Origin of the sequence: Acinetobacter sp. YH16040_T (assembly GCF_024605785.1) — a bacterium.
GTDB lineage: Bacteria > Pseudomonadota > Gammaproteobacteria > Pseudomonadales > Moraxellaceae > Acinetobacter > Acinetobacter amyesii.
The window spans coordinates 1,862,225-1,879,962 of record NZ_CP094541.1 but is presented as its reverse complement, the minus strand read 5'-3'; the positions used below and the strand labels follow the sequence as shown (position 1 = coordinate 1,879,962).

The 17,738-nt window shown below is 42.5% G+C and carries 24 protein-coding genes; 8 read left to right on the top strand and 16 right to left on the bottom strand.

The genetic code is table 11. The features are described from left to right. The first annotated feature begins 64 nt into the window (after window positions 1-64). A complete protein-coding gene (locus tag MST16_RS09180; RefSeq protein WP_180091855.1) occupies window positions 65-1,015 on the top strand; it encodes a site-specific integrase in 951 nt (316 codons plus the stop codon). Here the strand turns inward: MST16_RS09180 and MST16_RS09175 are convergent. The 15 genes from MST16_RS09175 to MST16_RS09105 form a co-directional block, all read right to left on the bottom strand. Next, complete coding sequence (locus tag MST16_RS09175) at window positions 990-1,241, bottom strand: hypothetical protein (RefSeq protein ID WP_180091856.1); 252 nt, start codon at window positions 1,239-1,241, stop codon at window positions 990-992. The genes MST16_RS09180 and MST16_RS09175 overlap by 26 nt on opposite strands. Window positions 1,242-1,299: 58 nt before the next feature. Next, window positions 1,300-2,694 carry a DEAD/DEAH box helicase gene (locus MST16_RS09170; RefSeq protein WP_180091857.1) on the bottom strand — a complete coding sequence of 465 codons (1,395 nt, stop codon included), beginning with the start codon at window positions 2,692-2,694 and terminating at the stop codon, window positions 1,300-1,302. Continuing rightward, window positions 2,691-2,894, bottom strand: coding sequence for a hypothetical protein (locus MST16_RS09165; RefSeq protein WP_180091859.1), 204 nt, complete (start codon window positions 2,892-2,894; stop codon window positions 2,691-2,693). Before MST16_RS09165 ends, MST16_RS09170 begins: the two co-directional genes overlap by 4 nt. Then, window positions 2,891-3,490 (bottom strand): HNH endonuclease signature motif containing protein, encoded by a 600-nt coding sequence (locus MST16_RS09160; protein WP_180091861.1) that lies wholly within the window; start codon window positions 3,488-3,490, stop codon window positions 2,891-2,893. Before MST16_RS09160 ends, MST16_RS09165 begins: the two co-directional genes overlap by 4 nt. Before the next feature lie 3 nt (window positions 3,491-3,493). After that, on the bottom strand, window positions 3,494-3,745 hold the full coding sequence (locus MST16_RS09155) for a hypothetical protein (protein WP_180091863.1): 252 nt from the start codon (window positions 3,743-3,745) through the stop codon (window positions 3,494-3,496). Continuing rightward, complete coding sequence (locus MST16_RS09150; protein WP_180091865.1) at window positions 3,742-4,005, bottom strand: VRR-NUC domain-containing protein; 264 nt, start codon at window positions 4,003-4,005, stop codon at window positions 3,742-3,744. The genes MST16_RS09155 and MST16_RS09150 overlap by 4 nt, the downstream gene beginning before the upstream one ends. 2 nt (window positions 4,006-4,007) lie before the next feature. Continuing rightward, window positions 4,008-4,586 carry a hypothetical protein gene (locus MST16_RS09145; RefSeq protein ID WP_180091867.1) on the bottom strand — a complete coding sequence of 193 codons (579 nt, stop codon included), beginning with the start codon at window positions 4,584-4,586 and terminating at the stop codon, window positions 4,008-4,010. Window positions 4,587-4,659: 73 nt separating this feature from the next. Continuing rightward, complete coding sequence (locus MST16_RS09140; protein WP_180091869.1) at window positions 4,660-6,726, bottom strand: DNA polymerase; 2,067 nt, start codon at window positions 6,724-6,726, stop codon at window positions 4,660-4,662. Continuing rightward, on the bottom strand, window positions 6,726-7,025 hold the full coding sequence (locus MST16_RS09135; protein WP_180091871.1) for a hypothetical protein: 300 nt from the start codon (window positions 7,023-7,025) through the stop codon (window positions 6,726-6,728). Before MST16_RS09135 ends, MST16_RS09140 begins: the two co-directional genes overlap by 1 nt. A 97-nt stretch (window positions 7,026-7,122) precedes the next feature. Then, window positions 7,123-7,953 carry a DUF2303 family protein gene (locus tag MST16_RS09130; protein ID WP_180091873.1) on the bottom strand — a complete coding sequence of 277 codons (831 nt, stop codon included), beginning with the start codon at window positions 7,951-7,953 and terminating at the stop codon, window positions 7,123-7,125. 50 nt (window positions 7,954-8,003) lie between these two features. Beyond that, window positions 8,004-8,330: a hypothetical protein gene (locus MST16_RS09125; RefSeq protein WP_180091875.1), complete on the bottom strand. Its 327-nt coding sequence runs from the start codon at window positions 8,328-8,330 to the stop codon at window positions 8,004-8,006. Window positions 8,331-8,392: 62 nt separating this feature from the next. Then, window positions 8,393-8,947, bottom strand: coding sequence for a DUF2815 family protein (locus MST16_RS09120; RefSeq protein ID WP_180091877.1), 555 nt, complete (start codon window positions 8,945-8,947; stop codon window positions 8,393-8,395). Window positions 8,948-8,964: 17 nt separating this feature from the next. Further along, window positions 8,965-10,221 carry a DUF2800 domain-containing protein gene (locus MST16_RS09115; RefSeq protein ID WP_180091879.1) on the bottom strand — a complete coding sequence of 419 codons (1,257 nt, stop codon included), beginning with the start codon at window positions 10,219-10,221 and terminating at the stop codon, window positions 8,965-8,967. Window positions 10,222-10,402: 181 nt separating this feature from the next. Further along, complete coding sequence (locus tag MST16_RS09110) at window positions 10,403-10,837, bottom strand: hypothetical protein (protein WP_180091881.1); 435 nt, start codon at window positions 10,835-10,837, stop codon at window positions 10,403-10,405. Window positions 10,838-11,016: 179 nt separating this feature from the next. Continuing rightward, a complete protein-coding gene (locus MST16_RS09105) occupies window positions 11,017-11,955 on the bottom strand; it encodes a LexA family transcriptional regulator (RefSeq protein WP_218951703.1) in 939 nt (312 codons plus the stop codon). Window positions 11,956-12,152: 197 nt separating this feature from the next. Here MST16_RS09105 and MST16_RS09100 point away from each other — a divergent pair, with 197 nt between their 5' ends. The 5 genes from MST16_RS09100 (at window position 12,153) to MST16_RS09080 (ending at window position 16,642) form a co-directional block, all read left to right on the top strand. Beyond that, entirely contained in the window at window positions 12,153-12,410 is a 258-nt protein-coding gene (locus tag MST16_RS09100; RefSeq protein WP_180091883.1) for a hypothetical protein, read from the top strand. 1 nt (window position 12,411) lies between these two features. Then, window positions 12,412-12,819 (top strand): dATP/dGTP diphosphohydrolase domain-containing protein, encoded by a 408-nt coding sequence (locus MST16_RS09095; protein WP_257225721.1) that lies wholly within the window; start codon window positions 12,412-12,414, stop codon window positions 12,817-12,819. Next, the gene (locus MST16_RS09090) at window positions 12,812-15,412 is read left to right on the top strand and encodes a phage/plasmid primase, P4 family (protein ID WP_180091884.1); all 2,601 of its coding nucleotides are present in this window, start codon (window positions 12,812-12,814) and stop codon (window positions 15,410-15,412) included. The genes MST16_RS09095 and MST16_RS09090 overlap by 8 nt, the downstream gene beginning before the upstream one ends. Window positions 15,413-15,619: 207 nt before the next feature. After that, complete coding sequence (locus MST16_RS09085; protein WP_180091886.1) at window positions 15,620-16,069, top strand: antiterminator Q family protein; 450 nt, start codon at window positions 15,620-15,622, stop codon at window positions 16,067-16,069. Window positions 16,070-16,468: 399 nt separating this feature from the next. Then, window positions 16,469-16,642: a hypothetical protein gene (locus MST16_RS09080; protein WP_171406959.1), complete on the top strand. Its 174-nt coding sequence runs from the start codon at window positions 16,469-16,471 to the stop codon at window positions 16,640-16,642. Here MST16_RS09080 and MST16_RS09075 read toward each other — a convergent pair. Beyond that, window positions 16,619-16,900, bottom strand: coding sequence for a hypothetical protein (locus MST16_RS09075; protein ID WP_257245623.1), 282 nt, complete (start codon window positions 16,898-16,900; stop codon window positions 16,619-16,621). The two genes, MST16_RS09080 and MST16_RS09075, sit on opposite strands and share 24 nt — an antisense overlap. Here MST16_RS09075 and MST16_RS09070 point away from each other — a divergent pair. Both MST16_RS09070 and MST16_RS09065 read left to right on the top strand, forming a co-directional pair. Beyond that, a complete protein-coding gene (locus MST16_RS09070; protein ID WP_180091890.1) occupies window positions 16,899-17,207 on the top strand; it encodes an HNH endonuclease in 309 nt (102 codons plus the stop codon). The genes MST16_RS09075 and MST16_RS09070 overlap by 2 nt on opposite strands. Next, a complete protein-coding gene (locus MST16_RS09065) occupies window positions 17,204-17,476 on the top strand; it encodes a hypothetical protein (RefSeq protein ID WP_180040758.1) in 273 nt (90 codons plus the stop codon). Before MST16_RS09070 ends, MST16_RS09065 begins: the two co-directional genes overlap by 4 nt. Window positions 17,477-17,738: the final 262 nt, after the last annotated feature.

The following is a 17,738-nucleotide window of genomic DNA, read 5'->3' as shown; positions in this document are numbered from 1 at the left end:
ATTGCAATTCGATTTAAAAGCTTTTTAAAATATAGTGCAACAGAAGTGCAACAGGATTTACGATATGGCGACCTTCCAAAAGCGTAACGGCAGAGTGACCGCTACCGTAAGAATAAAACCCCATCCTCCCAAAAATAAAACATTTGATACTATGCGGGACGCCAAAGCTTGGGCGCAGGAGACGGAAGTAAGGCTTAAAAATGAAAGAGCTCAAGTATTTGACCACGTTAGATTCAGGGATGCGCTACAGGAATACAGAGACACCGTAACAGTCAAGAAAAAAGGTGCAGTCCAAGAGGTTGATAAAATTAATTTCATCTTGAAGCACATGGATTGTGATATCTCCCTACAAGATGTATCTAAAGAATTCTTAGTAGAATGGCGCGAAAGCCGTTTAACAAAAGTGAAGAGCGCTACTGTACGAAGAGAGTTTATTGTGCTGGCCGCTTTCTTCTCATGGTGTAGGGATGTAAAACTATGGATTCCTAAAACCCCGTTGGAAGGTGTAAAAATTCCGAAGGACTCTGACCATCGAGAGCGAGTGATTTCAGACGACGAAATTGAAGTAATGTGCGCAAAACTTCCTGAAGGATTGAAGCATATTTTTCTCTTTGCGCTTGAAACGGGGATGCGACAAAGTGAAATTACTGGATTGACTTGGGATCGTGTCTATTTAGATAAAAAGTTCGTGAAATTAATCGCTACAAAAAACGGCAGGCCTAGAGAGGTTCCGTTAAGTAAAGTTGCTTCAGAAATTCTACTTAGCTTAGGGGATAGAAAATCAGGGTCTGTGTTTGGTATGAAATCACAAGAGGTAAGCTCGGCTTTTATGAACGAGAGGATCGAAGCTGGTCTCGAAGGTTTTACTTTTCACGACACTCGACATACAGCGGCTACGCGAATCGCTCAGAAAATTCCTGTGTTAGACCTATGTAAAATGTTCGGGTGGTCGAACCCGAAAAGAGCGATGGTGTACTACAATCCCACCGCTAGTGAGATTGCAGAGCGCCTTTAACTTCATTCAATGAGTATTTGCCACGTACATTTTTTAAATCGGCTTTCTTAATAAGATTTTTAAAAAGGTGGCGAGTTAGCCCTGGTATCTTTTGGCAGAGCTGTTCAATATTGAGCAGCTCATCCTCTCTTTGAGAAAAAGCGTCTAGAACTGCTTTACGACAAACTCGGTCTAGTAAAGTCTCTAGTTCAGTTTCTGACATAGTTATGATTTTTACTTCATTCATGATACTTCTCCCAAACTCAAAATAACGTCTTCAGGCAGTTCGCCAATTTCTTCTTTAATTACGATGCACATTTCTTTTTCATTGCTTCCATAAGTAGATCTTGAACTTCGCGCTTTGAGTCTCTGCGCTGCATAACGACTGAATCCATTGTGTCCTTTGCCACTATGTGGTGGATAAAGACAGGGCGGTCGTGTCCCGCTTGCGCTTGGCGGGTAGGCCCAATACGTTCGATGATTTGCTGGAACTCTTCTAGGTTCCACCAGTGAGAGAAGAAAACCAAAATATTGCCGCCGTCTTGCAAATTCAGTCCGTGACCTGCACTTTGCGGATGGGCAAACATCACAGGGATTTTTCCTTTATTCCAATCGCTGATTGTTTTTGGACTTTTATCAAGTTGCTTGCCTTGGGGGAAAGCTTTCAATAAGCGCTCAAGGTCGCTTTTCCAATGGTAAGAAACCAAAACAGGCATGCCCGCAGCTTCTTCGATAATGGATTCCAAAGCCTGAATTTTTAGATCATGGATTGTTTCCCATGCGCCATTTTCATCTGTGTATAAAGCGCCACTGGCAATCTGTAAGCACTTCATAGTTTTTGATGCTGCGTTAAATGCTTCAACTTCTACAGATTCAGAAAGCTCAATGAACATTTCATTTTCCATTTCGTCATAAACAGTACGTGCTTTGCCTTTAAGCTCGATCTCAATGACATTCACAATTGGCTCGTCAATATCGAAGTGATCTTTTGCTTCAAGCGAAATGCAAATATCTTTGAGCTTGCCTTGTATCTCAGATTGAGAATGGTCATAAGGCACAAGCTGAATGGCATTGCGATCCGCACCAACTTGAATTGAACGGAACCAACGAGAAGTAAAAGCATTGAAACTTGTACCGAGTCTTTGGCCACGGTCTAAAAACCAAGTTTGACCCCATAAATCTTTTAGGCCATTTGGTGCGGGTGTGCCTGTCAATTCGATAAAGCGTTCAACATATTTATGCGCAACCTTACCCAGTGCTTTGGCGCGTTTTGAACCTTGGCTTACGCGAAAGCCTTTTAGCTTTGTACTTTCATCAGCAACTACTTTGCTGAATTTCCAATTGCTGCCAAGGTATTCAACGAGCCATGGCAAGTTTTCATAATTGATTGTGTACACATGGGCTTTTTGGCGAAGTGCAGCTTCACGCCCCTTAGGCGTTCCGATAATCGCAACGACCTTAAGTTTTTCTAGGTGCTGCCACTTCTTCGCTTCATCGGGCCAAGTGCTTGCTGCAACTCGTAACGGGGCAATGACCAATGCAGGACCTGGTTCAAGCACTTCAAGAATTTCCAAAGCGGTTAGGGTAGAGGAAGTTTTCCCCATACCCATACCTGCGAACACACCGCAGCGCGGATTATCGAGAATATGCTCGATAATCGCATGTTGATATGGGCGAGCTGTAAAAGGTTTAGCTGTCATTCTGCTACCTCGATTTCAATAGGTTTACCATCAACAAGAATTTGGATTGAAATAACGCCTTGAGTGCGGTCCTCCTTTAGCTTTTTAAACAATGCAGAGGCAATCATTAAATCTTTTTGGTTTACATCACCAGGGCGAACTGCAATTTTTTCAACTGCTTTAAGAAGTTCTCGTACTTCTGGCATTGTTATTGGATTCATTCTGCATTTTCCTTTTCATAAATTTTTTGATCAATTTGCGCCATAGTGATTAGCAGAGGCTTTAGCTCGGCATCTGCTGCGCCGTGTTTGTATTGCTTATTCAGACGGGCGTTTGCTCCAAGGGAGATACAGGCCAAGTTGTCTAAATTAAAATTTGTTTTATTGCCGTCTTTGAAGCGGATAACGTGCTTATCAGGCACTGGCCCATTTGCGTTTTCCCAAATAAAAACGTGTTTGAGTTTGAACTTATTCGGTTCAGCAACTTTCACCATTACGTACCCGTCAATGTGAAAGCGCTCATACCCAATCGGTTTGCGGTTCCATTCTAAGTGGTTCGTTTTAGTCCATGATCCTGAGTTGGCTTTCATCACGCCGACAGTGCCCTTATTCCAAGGTTGGCTGTCTTTCCCAAATCTGCCGTTACGGCCCGTAAACCATCCTTTGCGTTTGCACAAAGTACGAAGCACTTGTTTGTCATAAGAAGTTCCAAACTTTGCATTAAAAGCATCCGTCAATTCCTGACGAGGCATCTCCTTGTTAGCTTCTAAATATCCAAGTTGTTCAACGGTGTATTTGTTTGGAACGCCTTTAGCCATGCTCTAACCCTCGATAGCATCAAATTGCGTAGGTAACAGTGCACGTTGTTCTGGTGTTTTAAGTTTTTGAGCCTCAAGAACCAAGGTGTTTAAAGCTACGATAGATTGGGCAGTAGCATTAATAGCTTTGGCGCGGTTGAATTCGCGTTGTACTAAGTCAGGAGAAATGGGATTTCCATCCTTATCTGTTAGATCGTTAAGGCGATCAAGCTGCTCAATTAAAATGTTGTGTACGTCTGATATTTTGTTTTTCATTTCAATATTTCCTGTATTCGTTCTATGGAGTCGATCACTTCAATTCGCTGCCCAGTCTTACGCATACGATCATGCTCACGGCTTTGGGCGGGGGTAGGTTTCTCACCTGGTGCTTTTAACTCCGCCCAAAACGTATTGCCTTTAAGCATCACCAGTCTGTCTGGAGCACTGTTTCGACCGATCCATTTAACCTTTCTAACTTCACCGCCCATTGCTTTGACTTGCTGCACTAGGGCTTTTTCAATTTGAGATTCGCGCATGGTTATGCACGTAAAGGCATAATTACTGCTTTGGCATGGTGGTCGAATAGAGTGCCGTCAAAGTCCACCAATGCGACTTCGTTTGTCGATTTCGGGCGTAATCCGACTTGGGTACCGTTACCGCCTAATGCTTTATGGATTTTTTGAAAATCAACCATATAGGCCCAGTTAAAAGTCGGGTAATATCCTTGGTACTCACTTGGCACATCTTTTGGAAAAATGCGTTGCCAGTCGGGAAATTTACCGTCGATTGGGATAAAAAGTTCATGTACCTGCAACGGAAAGTTAGAGATTTTTCCTTGCTTTGCCTTTAGGTCCAGCGAAATAACGCAATGTCCTTTACGGTTTTTGCTCGGCACTTTTTTAATAAAAGCTTTGATTGCTTCGGTTGGAATGATCAGTGCAAGGTCCTCGTCCAATCCGTCAATTGTGCATGCAAATGCACGATGCCCATCGGTTGAAACAACGTGCCCTTTATTAATCGCAACTCCGTTTAAGTAAAAACGCACATCGTTTTTAGCAGCGCAGAATGTTGCGGCATCCAGTACCTGCATTGGCACTTCGATTTCAATATTTTCCATTGTGTTATTTCCTAAGTGGTATTCAATAAGTGCTACCGGTGTAGCGGTAATTCGATTTCTATAACTAGCCATATCAATCTTTTTTGTAGCGATAAGATTCAAAACCTGCTGCTGCCAATGGCAAATCAATCGCCCATTCGGGATTGGCAGCAAGCAGTTTTGATAAGTGTTCATGGTTCCAAGACGGGTTATCGATCGCTTCTGTAATCACTTCATCGTGAACAGACAAAACGATTTCATAGCCTTTGGATTCAATAGTCGGCATGTTGAAAGCCAAAACGTCACGCGAGAAAGCTTGCGTAATGTTCTCGGCAAGTTTTCCGCCGTATGTGTATAGGCGTTCCCATTTACGTGTGTATTGGTTGTTGCCCATGTAAGAAATGCGACCGTCAGTTTCAGCACGAGCACCCGGATAGCAGAGGAAACGACCGCTTGGTAATTTGATCAAAAGCCAAGAGCCTTTTTTCATCATTACGACTTTGCGGCATGGGTACGCATGGTCTGGATTGGTCAAAGCTTTAATTGCAGTGAGCTTTAACTCTGACCACCATGCAGAAATATTCGGGTGTGCATACCGCCATGAGCGCTTAAACGAGTCGCATACAAGCCAAGTATTTTTCTTAAGGCCAAAGGTGTTGCGGCGCTCTTTCTTGTGCCATTCCCAAGCGCGGATTGCTTCGTTCATTACGCTGCGATCAATGCCGTTGAATGCTTGTTCTGCCATTGCATCTAGGTCTAAGTTGTAGGCAACTGCGAATGTTAAGAATGCACCGACACCGCCTTCGTATCCCAAAGCCAATTCTTGAACTTTACCGACTTGGCGCTGATCTTTATCAACTGTCTCAGGCGGTACGTTGAACGATTTTGAATATGCAACCTTATAAAGGTCATGGCCTGTACCATTGTCAAAATCACGAAAAGCTTGGTTTTTCCATTCTTCACCAGCAAGCCAAGCTAAACCACGGCCTTCGATATTGGATAAGTCGGTGATTACCAACTTTTTACCTTCGGGCGCAATGATGCAACCGCGGATCGCAGAAGAAGTTAGTTCCATGACATTGTTTGTAAATAGGTCGGCGCATTCGATTTTTAAGGCTTCGATTCCGAAATCAATGTCTTCTTGTTTAAGAGATGGTCTCGGTAAGTTTTGTGGCTGAAATAACCGACCTGCCCAACGTCCAGTGCGCGACGCTCCGTTGAATTGTAAAGTCCCGCGTAAACGCCCATCGGAGTTAGTGCCAAGAGCAAGCGCTTTGTATTTGGCTGTACTCGTAGTCGAGGCTTGCAAACGGATTGCAATAAGTTCTCGCACAGCAAGAGGGAGTGAATCGTCATTAAGTCTTCGCTCAAGAGTTGATTTCTGCATATCTGGCAACGACACGCCATGTGCGTTAAGGATGTGCTTGAGCATTGCATCTCGTTGGGTTGCTGCTTCAACTTCGCCATTGGTCATGTCCTGTGTTTGTTTTGCCAATACCTTTTGTTCTTTTTCCACGGCTTCCATTGCGGAACGCACAAGGTCGGTATCGATACATACGCCACGGTCATTAATTTTCTGATCAAGATGCCAGAGGGCAAGTTCGCCATTGCGATAATTCCATTTCGGCATTTTTTTACGGATTTCGCGCATTGCCAAAATATCGTTTTTTGCATACGACAAGAACTCAGCCCATTTTTCAGGATGTGTTTTGCTTGTAGCACGACGCTCTTTGCTTGTCTTTGGACGCGGTTTGCAAAAAAGCTGAATTAACTGTTTGCCGGCTTTATCTTTTGCAACGTCAGTTTCCAATCCGAAAATTTCAGAAAGTGAACCTAATGCACCTGGCAGCGAATGGCTCAGGGCTTGAACCATTGTGTCTTCCCAGCGTTCGATTTTTAAATCAAGAAAAGGACGTGCATAGCGTAAAACAGTACGGTCGAATCCAGAGTTGTGAGCAATGAGCTTTACAGATGGGTTGTGCAAAAGCGCAACTAGCTCTTTGCTCATCGGTGCTGCTGTTAAATCTTCAACGTGTACCTCACCATCGTTTAAAGCCCATGCGAAAATCATCACTTCCGCATTTTCAGCATAGGTGTGTGTACCGTTTTTGATTGGTGTTTCGCTGTATGTTTCGAGGTCGAGAAATAGTTCGTTTTGCATTACTGGCAAGCCTCCACGTCTGCGATGGCTTGTTTTAAAGGTAGAGTGTTGAAAATAGCTAGTGGATTATTTGCGATTCTTTTTGCTTCCTCTAATCCACCAAACTTTTCCACCGATTCGTGACTTTCAAGAACTCGTTTCAACTCTTGAATAGAAACGTGATTGTCTGTTTCCCCATGAGCAGAATATTCAAGACAGCAAGGGCAGTAGTAATTTTCCTCACCGTCATTGGATGCGCTTTTTACAACAATTTTGCAAAAATCCAATCCGAGGTCCTTAACCAAAGTGGTCGCTTTCATATCTGTATTTCCTTTTTGCTTTGGTGAAATAAACGCAGAGGGTCAGCTATACATTTATTTCTCAAAGCAACCGCCGAAGCGGATGCTGTTGTTTGAGTTATGCGGTGAAAGCACCTTGGAAAATTTGTCCTTGGCCTTTTAGGCGATCCGTCAAAATGTCTTTGAATTCTGATGCCAGTGCTTCGTTCAAGGCTTCTTCACCAACGATTCGAAGAATGAAGCCCGGTGCTTCGTCGTTATTCGCAGAAACACGAAGTGAAAGTTTTACTTCGCGTGGATTTAAACCGTGGAAGCATTCAGTGTTCAGGATGAAGTAATGCGGTAGGTTTTCATCTACGCCGGTAGCTTCGAGTTTTTCCATTGCGCTTACTTGGTGTCCAAAATCACGTACTTGGCTGTCCAGTTCAGAGCCTTTAGTAATTTTGACTTTACGCAATGCGCGGATTGCTTTATCTAAATTAACTTCGCCAGACTCGTTGTGAACAGTTAGGAAATCTGCCCAATCATCAACAAAGTCGATTAGTTGCTGTTGGCGTAAGCGATTGCCATTCAGCAATTCAACACGTGCAAATTCAGCTTTCTTTTCCAAGGTTAAAATTGCCGTGTCATCGCCGTGACCGGGGTCAATTTCATCGCCGAGGTTCAGGAAGGTTTGGGCGCTTAAACCGCGTTCCGTGCTGATATATGTTTGAACATTTTCGTCAGCACCATTGTTACGGTATTCGATGTACTCAGCGAAAGAAGAAATCGCACTTGTGCGGTAGTCGCCACGGTAACGGTCACGCTGCGCATTGAATTTTTCAGTGCTATGAAGCTTAAAACCTTCAGGCAAAATAGCGATTGAAGCTGCTGCATCTACTTGAACTGGCATTTTGCCTTGAGCTGCAATTGCAAGGTCTGCGATTTGTTGAACTGCTTGTTGTTCCATGTTTTTTACTCTTAGTTGGGTTTTAGTTAGAAAGTGGTAAGGGGACTACATCAATCGATGTAGTCGTGTGCTTTTGCAGTGTTTGGCATGATTGAAATGCCGCCGCCGTGCAGTACGTGCATAGGAGTCGCACCTTCTACCAATTCGGCACGATGGCCTTTAGAAGTAGGGGTTTTGTAGTCCAGTGAATGTGAAATGTTCACTTGGTTTGTGTCCGAAATTTGCTTTAGTTTCAGCTTGACGGTTACTTCACCTTGTTTACCGTTAGCGATAACACCAGCGGCAACATCCGTAAGGATTGCCCCGAGTTGCTTTTCAAATACACCAGCGTTAAGTTCGCCAATGAAATCTGCTACATCAGTTGGTTTTGCAGTCATTTTTATTACTCACTATTTTGTTTATTAGAAAAGGTTGCCCCGATTGCTCAGGGCAGTTTGATTTACGCCATTAATGGATCTTCTTCGAACTCATCGGCAGCCAAGTCGTCAAATTCATCAGCAGAAGCAACACCGCCACCTGCAAATTCTTCGCCATCTTTAAGGAATTGAACGCCACGCAATGAAGCATTAATGCGTTTGCCGTAATTGTTGTCTTGTGCCCAGAGTTCAATCGAAGCATTCACATAGCAGCCTGCGTATGGTTTGCCGTCCGATTCAACAAGTGGAGTTTTGTCACGGTCTAAAACAACAGGACGGATTTTGTTACGTGCAGAGATAAAGAAGTTACCTTCATAACCTTCGTATTCGGCTTTCGAGTCGCCGTTGTGAAGTGCAAAAGCGTCTTTAGCTTCGATAGTTTTTTTAATGGTCGGCCATTTAGCACCCCATTTTTCTTGGCCCATTTTTTCAAATGCTGCCTGCAATTCTTTAATTGCTGGGTGGTCAGGTGTTAATAAGAAAGATGCAGAGAACGCTGGGGCACCTTCGCCATTTACGGTTTTTGCTTCGAAAAGAGCAGGGAACGCTAGACGTACGTTAGCTAATTTAATTTTCATGAGTTACTTCCTTAGTTTTAAACAGTTTCAAAATCGTTTAGGGGGTTAATTTCAAGCGCTGGGCGCTTATCAGATTCAGGTGCGACAGTTGGTTTTCCATCTGGGCGCACAATTAGGTTTTCTACTTTTGTCCATTGGCGTGGGCCAATCGTTCCTGCTTTTTGCAGCTTCTCTGCATTAGTCGGTGAAATGAGTTTCAGGTCATACATTTCTTCAACTTTCAAACGCATGGACTTAAGAACTTGTTCAGCTTCTTCGGCATTTGCCCAAGAGCGATTGCCTGCACGGCCTTGTACAAGTTTGAATCCAAGTACTTTTTCACCGTTATGCAGTTTTTCAGTCACAGCAATTGATACTGCTTTTGACCATTGTTCGATTAACGGTAACGATGCGTAGAGCTTTCCAAGAGTTTCATTTTCTTGACTTGGTACGCTTTCGATTGCTTGCTTTAATTCAACGTCCAGATTGCAGGTAGACAGGTCGTCAAATTCACCGGCAACAGTCGTCAGCACAGCCTTGGAAAGAGCAGGGCAAGTCGCTTTTGCTTTACACCAGTGGCATTGTTTTTCACCCGGATTGAGCATGTCTGTTTCATTAAAAAGAGATTGCCCAAGGTCAATCGCTTTAATCATTTGCACTGTGTTTTTTGCACGGTGCGCAAACTCATATAGATCTTCTACTGAAGCAACTTCTTCAGATACGTGACCAATACGCGGTTGGTGGATAACAAGGCGAACTTGTTTAAAGTCACCAAACAATCCGAATTGAGCCAAAGCGCCTAGGCCGTATAGACGTAATTGCTCATTGCCTTGAGCATCAACTTTTGTGCGACCGTATTTAAGGTCATGCACTTGGATTTCATTTTGGCAAATGATGATCGCATCGCTTGTACCGAAAGCATTTTCAGATCCAATGAATTCAGAGAAGTCGACACGCTGTTCTACAAGTAGTTCATTGCCGTCGGCCTGTGAGCGTATTGCATCGATATACTTTTGAACGTATTCGGCCATTTCAAGATCAACAATAAATCCCGAACGTGTTTCGCTGGCTTCTTGATCCCAAGATGCGTTGCCTTTTTTAATCACAATAAAGCAGTTCAAAAAGTCAGTTGCATTGCGATTTTGTTCCAAGCATTCAGACGCCAAAAAATGTGCTGCAGTACCTTCGTCAGCTTGTACTGATGAATTGTTTGGTAAATCCTTTTCCATTACCAAGCTGCCCGGGCATGAAATCCAGCGGTGTGCAGCAGAAGGGCTAAACTTTGCATGTGACATTTACTATTTCCCTTATTCAAAATAAGCCCGGTAAACATTTACCGCTAACAGGACTACAGTGAAAATTACGAGTAAAAGAATTAAAGATTTTTCTAGACTACTTGTAGGCATGTATTCGTCACGTTCTTGCGCAAAATCCTTAGACTTCAGTCGCTTTAGACATACCTGATCAATTTTTTGATTACCCATTTGCAGTCTCCAAAATGCTATCTGCCATTGAAACCACTGCAGAGAAGTCTTTTTCTTGGATTGCGGAAAGGTTTGCAGCACCGAAATGGTTGAGAATGTCCTGAAGCTCGGAACGAGATTTCTTTGCAACTTGCATGAGTGCTGCTTTGACATCATCAAAGGTGGCAGTCTGTGCTTCATCTTCGATTGCAACTTTCTTAACGGCTTCAGTTTGCTTTTCTTCAGCAGGAGCTTTCTGAGTTTCCGCAAGAATTACCTTTGGCTCTTCAACCATTCCATCGTGTGATCCAGCGGTTTTGTATTCGCCGAAGATGAACTGCTCAAGAGTAGTTACTTCCCCGATAATTGATTTAGCGTCGGTTTTACCCGCCGCGATTAGGGCTTGGCACAATTGTGTGCGGAGTGATGATTGAGTTGCTGCATTCATTGTATTAAACCTTTATTTTCATCTTTGGTTGAGATGAAGATTAAAATAAAGGTTTAATTAATGCAACACAAAATTAAAATATTAATTTAATTTTGTTTTAATGCTATGAAATATATTAAATTTAATTTTTAAAATGGCATTAAAAAACCGCCCGTAGGCGGTGATTTCTTGAAAAATAATTAAGTATGTCTACGTCTTAATGCCCGAATATGCTCGACGACCGTGCCAATAATTCGAATTTCTTGGTCGCTGGAGTTTAATATCGGGTAGTCTGGATTTAATGGTGTAAGTTCAAAAATAACTTCGCCTGCAGTGTCATACCCTCGTGGACGATACTTTTTAAAAGTTGCCTCGTGTTCACCGTTTTGTGCAATCACATAGTCGCCGGGATTAGGTTGAACATCGGGGTCTACAATAATCTTATCTCCCGTTCTAAATTCGGGGGACATGCTTTCGCCTTGGACTTCAAGAGCAAATGAATTATCTCCAAGGTTATCCATGTAAGAAGCAATGAAATTATCTTGCTCATTTAAAATCGCTTCTTTGAATGCTCCTGCTTGCACGTAACTAATTATGGGTACGAGCTTTACTTTTTTAGCTCCAAACTGAACGTTGGTTTGTCTATCAATTAATTCCAAATTATCGTGTACTTTGAAGTTTTTATCTTTTAGTTCAGATTTAGGATATACATGATTTAACTCATATTTTTTCGACGGATCTAGCGGCAGGAATACGCCTTCACCGTCTTTGTACGCTTCAGCCTGCTCTTTGAACATCTCATATATTTGAGCGTCAACTTCAGCGATATTAAAATCAGGATTGAACCCATCAATGTGTGGATTTGTTATTCGGATTCGACCATTACCTGGGACTTTTAAAATGAGGTCGTCGTGTGCGCTACCGTACATTAGCCAAGTAGGGTCAGCACCTAGAAACGTAGCGATTTGCTCAAGTACTTTAAAACTGATTTTTCCTTTTTTCCAATTGGTGGGTGCTTGAGGCGTGTAGCCTATGCTCTTTGCGAGACTAGCCCAAGATATGCGTTGGCCCTTGATTATTGTGTAGCCTTTAATCGCAGTTTCAATCCGTAAAGCAACTTTATCAGTAATTTCGCTCATAAGTTTTCCTTATTGGGAGAGCACACAAAGTGTGATTTGTTTCACATTGAAACCTTAAGTTTAATTATTATACCTTTAATTTAATATTACAAAAGCGTCTTTCGTCAGACTGATCAATTCAAAAATTAAAATTAAAAAGTTGCAAAATTAAAATAAAGATTTAATAATTAAAAAATAGGTTTAATTTTGAGATTGTTATGTTTTTAGATGAAACGCCATTAGCACGAGTTGTTCGTGCTGTCGGAGGCCAAGTTAAAGCCGGTGAGGCATGTGGAGTTTCTGCAGCAATGGTGGGTAAATGGATCCGACAAAAGCATTTACCTCGGACGGAGTACACGAAAGAAACAGAATACGCTGATGCCCTTTCAAAAGCATGCGCTGAACGGTTCACAAAAGAATGGATTCTTGAAGAAGCACACCCTTTGAAAGTTAAAGTAAAAAAAGAGAGTACTTAAAATGGTTGGACAAAAATTTGATAACGGTAAACGTCGTTTTTCACTTATTCCAAGTGGTGTATTGACTCCAATTACTAATGTACTTGAATTTGGGGCTAAGAAATATTCAGAGGGTAATTGGCGTAATGTTCCTAATGCACGCACCCGATACTTTGATGCTGCGCATCGGCATTTAGATGCTTGGTGGTCTGGGGAATCAATTGATGATGAAACAGGTGAGTCCCATCTTGCTCATGCTATTTGCTGTCTCATGTTTCTATTGTCTGCTGAAAAATCATCTCTTTTAAACGTTTGTGAACATAGCTGGAATGAAATAACAGCCGGTGGCGATGATCACAGAACGTTTGTTTGTTCTAAATGCCCAGCGCAGAAAATAGAACCTATCGGGGAGCATTCTTTTAATGAATAATTTCTTTCGTGAGCAAGGAAAAGCTCTTCTTGCTTACAACTACCTGATTGTCCCGATTAAACAGGGCGAAAAACGCCCTATGTTAAAAGAATGGCAGGATTTGCGCATTACTTCGGCTGACATCAATAAATACGCAAATTGTGGCGTTGGTGTGTTAACAGGACAAGGTCAATTTCCTATATGCGCTGTTGATATTGATGTACTCGACGAAGACTTGGCAAATGAGTATGCAGAATGGTGCCGAGACAATTTAGGTGTCAGTTGCGAACGTATTGGCAAAGCACCGAAAATGCTCCTTGTATACCGTGCTGAAGATGCCAATTGGGGTAAGTCTATGTCGGGGTGGTTTGCCACTCCGGATGAGGCAATCAAACCCTTCAAGGAAATGAAAAAACAGCGCCTTGAAATTCTTGGTAAGGGGCAGCAATTTGTTGCGTACCACATCCACCCCGATACTCAGAAACCTTATGAATGGGTTGATTTCTTTGGTGGGCTTACTTCGATGGAAGCCAATATCTTACCAGTTATTACAAAAGAGCAGGTTTCGTTAGCCGTTGAGACTTTCGAAATAATGGCACTAAAACACGGATTACTCCGAGTTAAAAACAGCCAAGCTAAGGTAGGAAATTTAACTTCAAGCGAGATCGATGACGATGATCCGCTAATGACCATGACAGCAACGATTGGATGGTCATTAGACGATGCTAAAAAATATTTGGATTACATAGACAATGAAGATTTTGAAACTTGGCTTCGTGTTGGGATGTCTTTGCATCATGAGTTTGCAGGCAGTGCCGAAGGGCTTGAATTATGGAATGAATGGTCTTCAACGGCTTCAAACTATTCAAGTGTTGAAGATATCGAATATAGATGGGCCTCGTTTAGTCAAACTGGATCAAACATCATTACCGCGCACTGGCTACTTAAAACAGGTCGTGAATCTAAACAAGAAAAAGTCAGAGCTGAAAAGCGTAATGCATTAAGCAGTATCAAGGATTCAATTAACAAGTGTGAAGATACGCAGGACTTGCTACAGATTGTTGCTAAAGAAGCAGGGAAGGTTGCCGGTACTGATTTAGCCCTTCGTGCTGAACTTAGCGGTTTAATCAAAAAGCGCTTCAAGCAAATTTCTGATATTGGTTTAACGGTACGTGAAATCAACATTGCCATGGGTGGTAAGAAGATTCAACTTGCGTTTGATGATTCTAAAAAGTTACCTATGACCGAGTTTGGTAATGCTGCACGCATGCTTGAACAATACGGCAGTGAAATCATGTTTGTTGCGGAAACAGGAAATTGGTATCGCTGGAACTCAGTTTATTGGGAGCCTTGTGTATCAGTTGCGATAGAACAATACGCAAAACAGACAGTGCTTAAATTGGCAGATGAAGCTAGAAAAATTGATGATGATGCCCAGCGAGCGGAATTCTTTATTTTTTGTGCAAATAGCCAAAAGGCTTTTATGGTTCGGAATATGGTGTCGTTAGCACAGTCTGATCCTCGCGTACTTGTACCAATTAAAGAGCTCGATTCTGACCTGTTTTTATTGGGTTGTGCTAATGGTGCAGTTGATCTGCGCACGGGCGACTTAGTCCCTCCTGCTCAAGACTTACTTATAACGAATAGCACTGGTGTTGAATACAACCCTAAAGCTAAATGTCCTTTATTTCAAAAAACTGTCCTTGATGCTTTTTTTGGCGACCAAGAAATGGCGGATTTTTTCCAACGTTTGATGGGTTATGCCATTCTGGGCAATCCAAAGGAAAACTTAATTGTGATTCCGTTCGGGGATGGTTCCAATGGTAAATCCACTGTACTGACCACTATTTTCAAAGCGCTTGGCGATTACGCCAAGATGACTCCAGCTGAAACTTTTTTAGGTGATGGTAAGTCAAATGCAGGTGGTGCTCGTGAGGATTTACTTCGTTTACGAGGCGCTCGGTTCGTGTACGTTGGCGAGCCAGATGAAAACAAAGAATTAAAGGAAGGTCTTGTTAAATCAATGACAGGTGGTGAATCTATTATTGCCCGCGGCCTGTATTCCAAGGTTTCTGTTGAGTTCATTCCTACGTGGACAGTAGTCATGCCTACCAACCATAAACCTATCATCAAAGGCGGTGATCACGGTATTTGGCGTCGATTAATGATGGTCCCTTTCACTCGAAATTACGATAAAGATGGGACGGTAAAGAAAGACCCAAGCCGTACTGAGAAGCTCAAAAACGAATTACAAGGTGTTCTTTCTTGGCTGGTTCAAGGCGCTTTGACATACCAGGAATATGGTCTTAAAGAACCTCAAAAAACTAAAGAGGCTCGTGATGAGTATAAAGAAGACATGGATCTACTTTCTGATTGGATTCGCGAGTGCTGTGAAGAAGGTGACTTTCGGGAAACGTCTCAAAATCTTTGGTTAAGTTGGCAGCAATATGCTGAAGCACGTAAAGAATTACGCTACATACCGACTGCACGAGCACTTGGTCGTCGTTTAGCAAGTCGCTTTAAGTCTATAAAAGGAACAGGCGGAAAAAGGATGATTAGTGGTTTACGTGTCGTTGGTGGGGATGTTTCCGCAGAATTTGCAGGAATTAATTAAGGGTTAGTACGTAATTCTTTGCGTATACGCAGTTTTTTACGTGTTTGTTGTGGTTAAGAGAATGAAAAAGTGGCGTTTGTGGCGTTTCAGTGGCGTTTTTCAGGAAGTATCTATTATATATATTAGCTATTTCCTGAAAAATGACTAAATAAAGCCACTTACGCCACTCGAAGGCGAAACATACAATTTAGAGTGGATTTTTGAAAAATGATTATGACAAAAGAGAGACCCCACTTTTCAGTGGCGATAGACTGGAAGCAGAGAGATATCGAGCAGTGGCTTGAGCAATACGGCTCTTGGTTATTGACGGATTACAGATATGAGGACTTAGGTGCCAATAGCGTAATGGGTAAACTATTGGACATGGCACAAGGCGTCGCATCGAACCATCGCAGAAGAGCTTTGCCTAAGTGCAAAATCTCAGATCGTGAAGCAGAAGCAATTGAAGATTTGCTTAAGCACGTTACCCAGACGGAAACAACAAAAGCAAAGAAGTGGATAAAAGTCGTGATTGCTTATTACGTTGAGGGCATGTCTGAAGAAACAATCGCAGAGGCGTTTAATATGTCTCGGTTTGGAGTGACCAGAGATAAGATGCATGGCCTAATTAGATTAGTCTCTAAGCAATCTTGTTTAACCAGTAGATTAATTGACTAACGCTTGACTGCCGGCAGTAATATGCTAAATTACAGATATAGTGGTTGAACTGCGTAAGCAGCAACCTAGAAAGGCTCACTGATAAGTGGGCTTTTTTATTGCCTTGAGAAATCTTTTTTTGTGTAAGCAATATCAAGGCGACTATGGCGGCTAACTTTTATTCTTAGTGGTTTAAATTTTTATGCCGCCTCTCAAATTCTAAGGAGATTAACATGCTCCAATTCTTAAAAAGACTGTTCTGCATGCACCACTTCGATTATGAGTCTGATGTATTCGCTCAAGTTGAGTGTAGAAAGTGTGGAAAGTACAAAGACAAATAATTTCTCCTTGCCGGAAGTATTACGGCACAAAAAACCCTGTCATTTGACAGGGCTTTTTCTTTTCATATTTGGAGGTTTTATGACAGACAAAGTGCAAGCGAAACGCGACTTAGAATTTTGTAGTGCTGAATTGTCAAAATACCAAAACCTCAGTCGTTCAGGTCTAACAAGAAGTGAAATGTTGGCGATAGACGGCATCATGATTAAGTTGAAAGAGCGTATCAAGAATTTACGCGGAGCTCTTTACGCATAAGGTAATAACTATGGCATGTGCAGGATGTGAACAACGCAGACAGAAACTAAAGGCAATGTATGACAACTCAAAAGAATCCATCACAAAAGCAATTGCTCGACTTACTAGCCGAGATCGTAAAGCAGAACAACCAAGTGTTGCAGCAGAACAGTCAGTTGATTCAGATAGTGGTGACACAGAGCAGTCAGATACAGGAGTTGTTGCTTCAGTTAAATCCCGACGAGGACGAGCCAAGTCAACATGAGTACCTTGATTCATGAAACTCCCAAGACTTCAAACCAAACTGCAGGCGATGACGCCGCAGCAACCAAGACTTGCACCTAAAAAGAATTGGGGTAGTGGTCGAGGTGGTAGACCTTGGCGCAGACTGAAGCAGAAGATCCACACTCGTGATGAGTGGACATGCCAGTGCTGTGGTCGTGTGACTATGGAGCTTGAGTTAGATCACATCAAGAACAAGGCGAAAGGCGGAACGGATGACATGGACAACCTGCAGTCGTTATGCAAGCAATGCCATGACCAGAAGACACAGCGAGAAAGCAAACAAGGGATGCAACGCAAATGACCAAGATAGCAAAGCTCATAGTACCTGGTGGTATAGGTGTGATGGGAACTCATGTTGAACTTGAAGATGGAACACGCTTGAAGGGTGTTCAGTCAATCAAATTGGTGGGTGGTGTTGATAACCCTATTTGGCGTATGACTGTTGAAGTCACGCCAGAGTTTATTGACCAGTTGCCAATTGATGCTGAATTGACCACAGACATTGGCAAGCTTAATGACTTGACCGATGACCAGCTTGCCCAGATCGGACTGAAACGAATCAAAGATTAATAGAACATACAGAACCGGCACACGTTAGCTTGGTTCAATGTTGGCAGCTCGGAATAGACGGCACGTTCATGTGTAAGCAAACTCATGAATGATTCTATGTCTCAGCAGGATGCTGAGAGGACAGAGTGGGTAGTGAAAGGATTCATACCTTGGTGACGGCAAGCCATTAACACATCAATTGGCCATCGTGGACGACTCTAATCCCTGTCAGAAATGGCAGGGATTTTTAATTCGTGGAACATATATCGTGATTCATTTTATT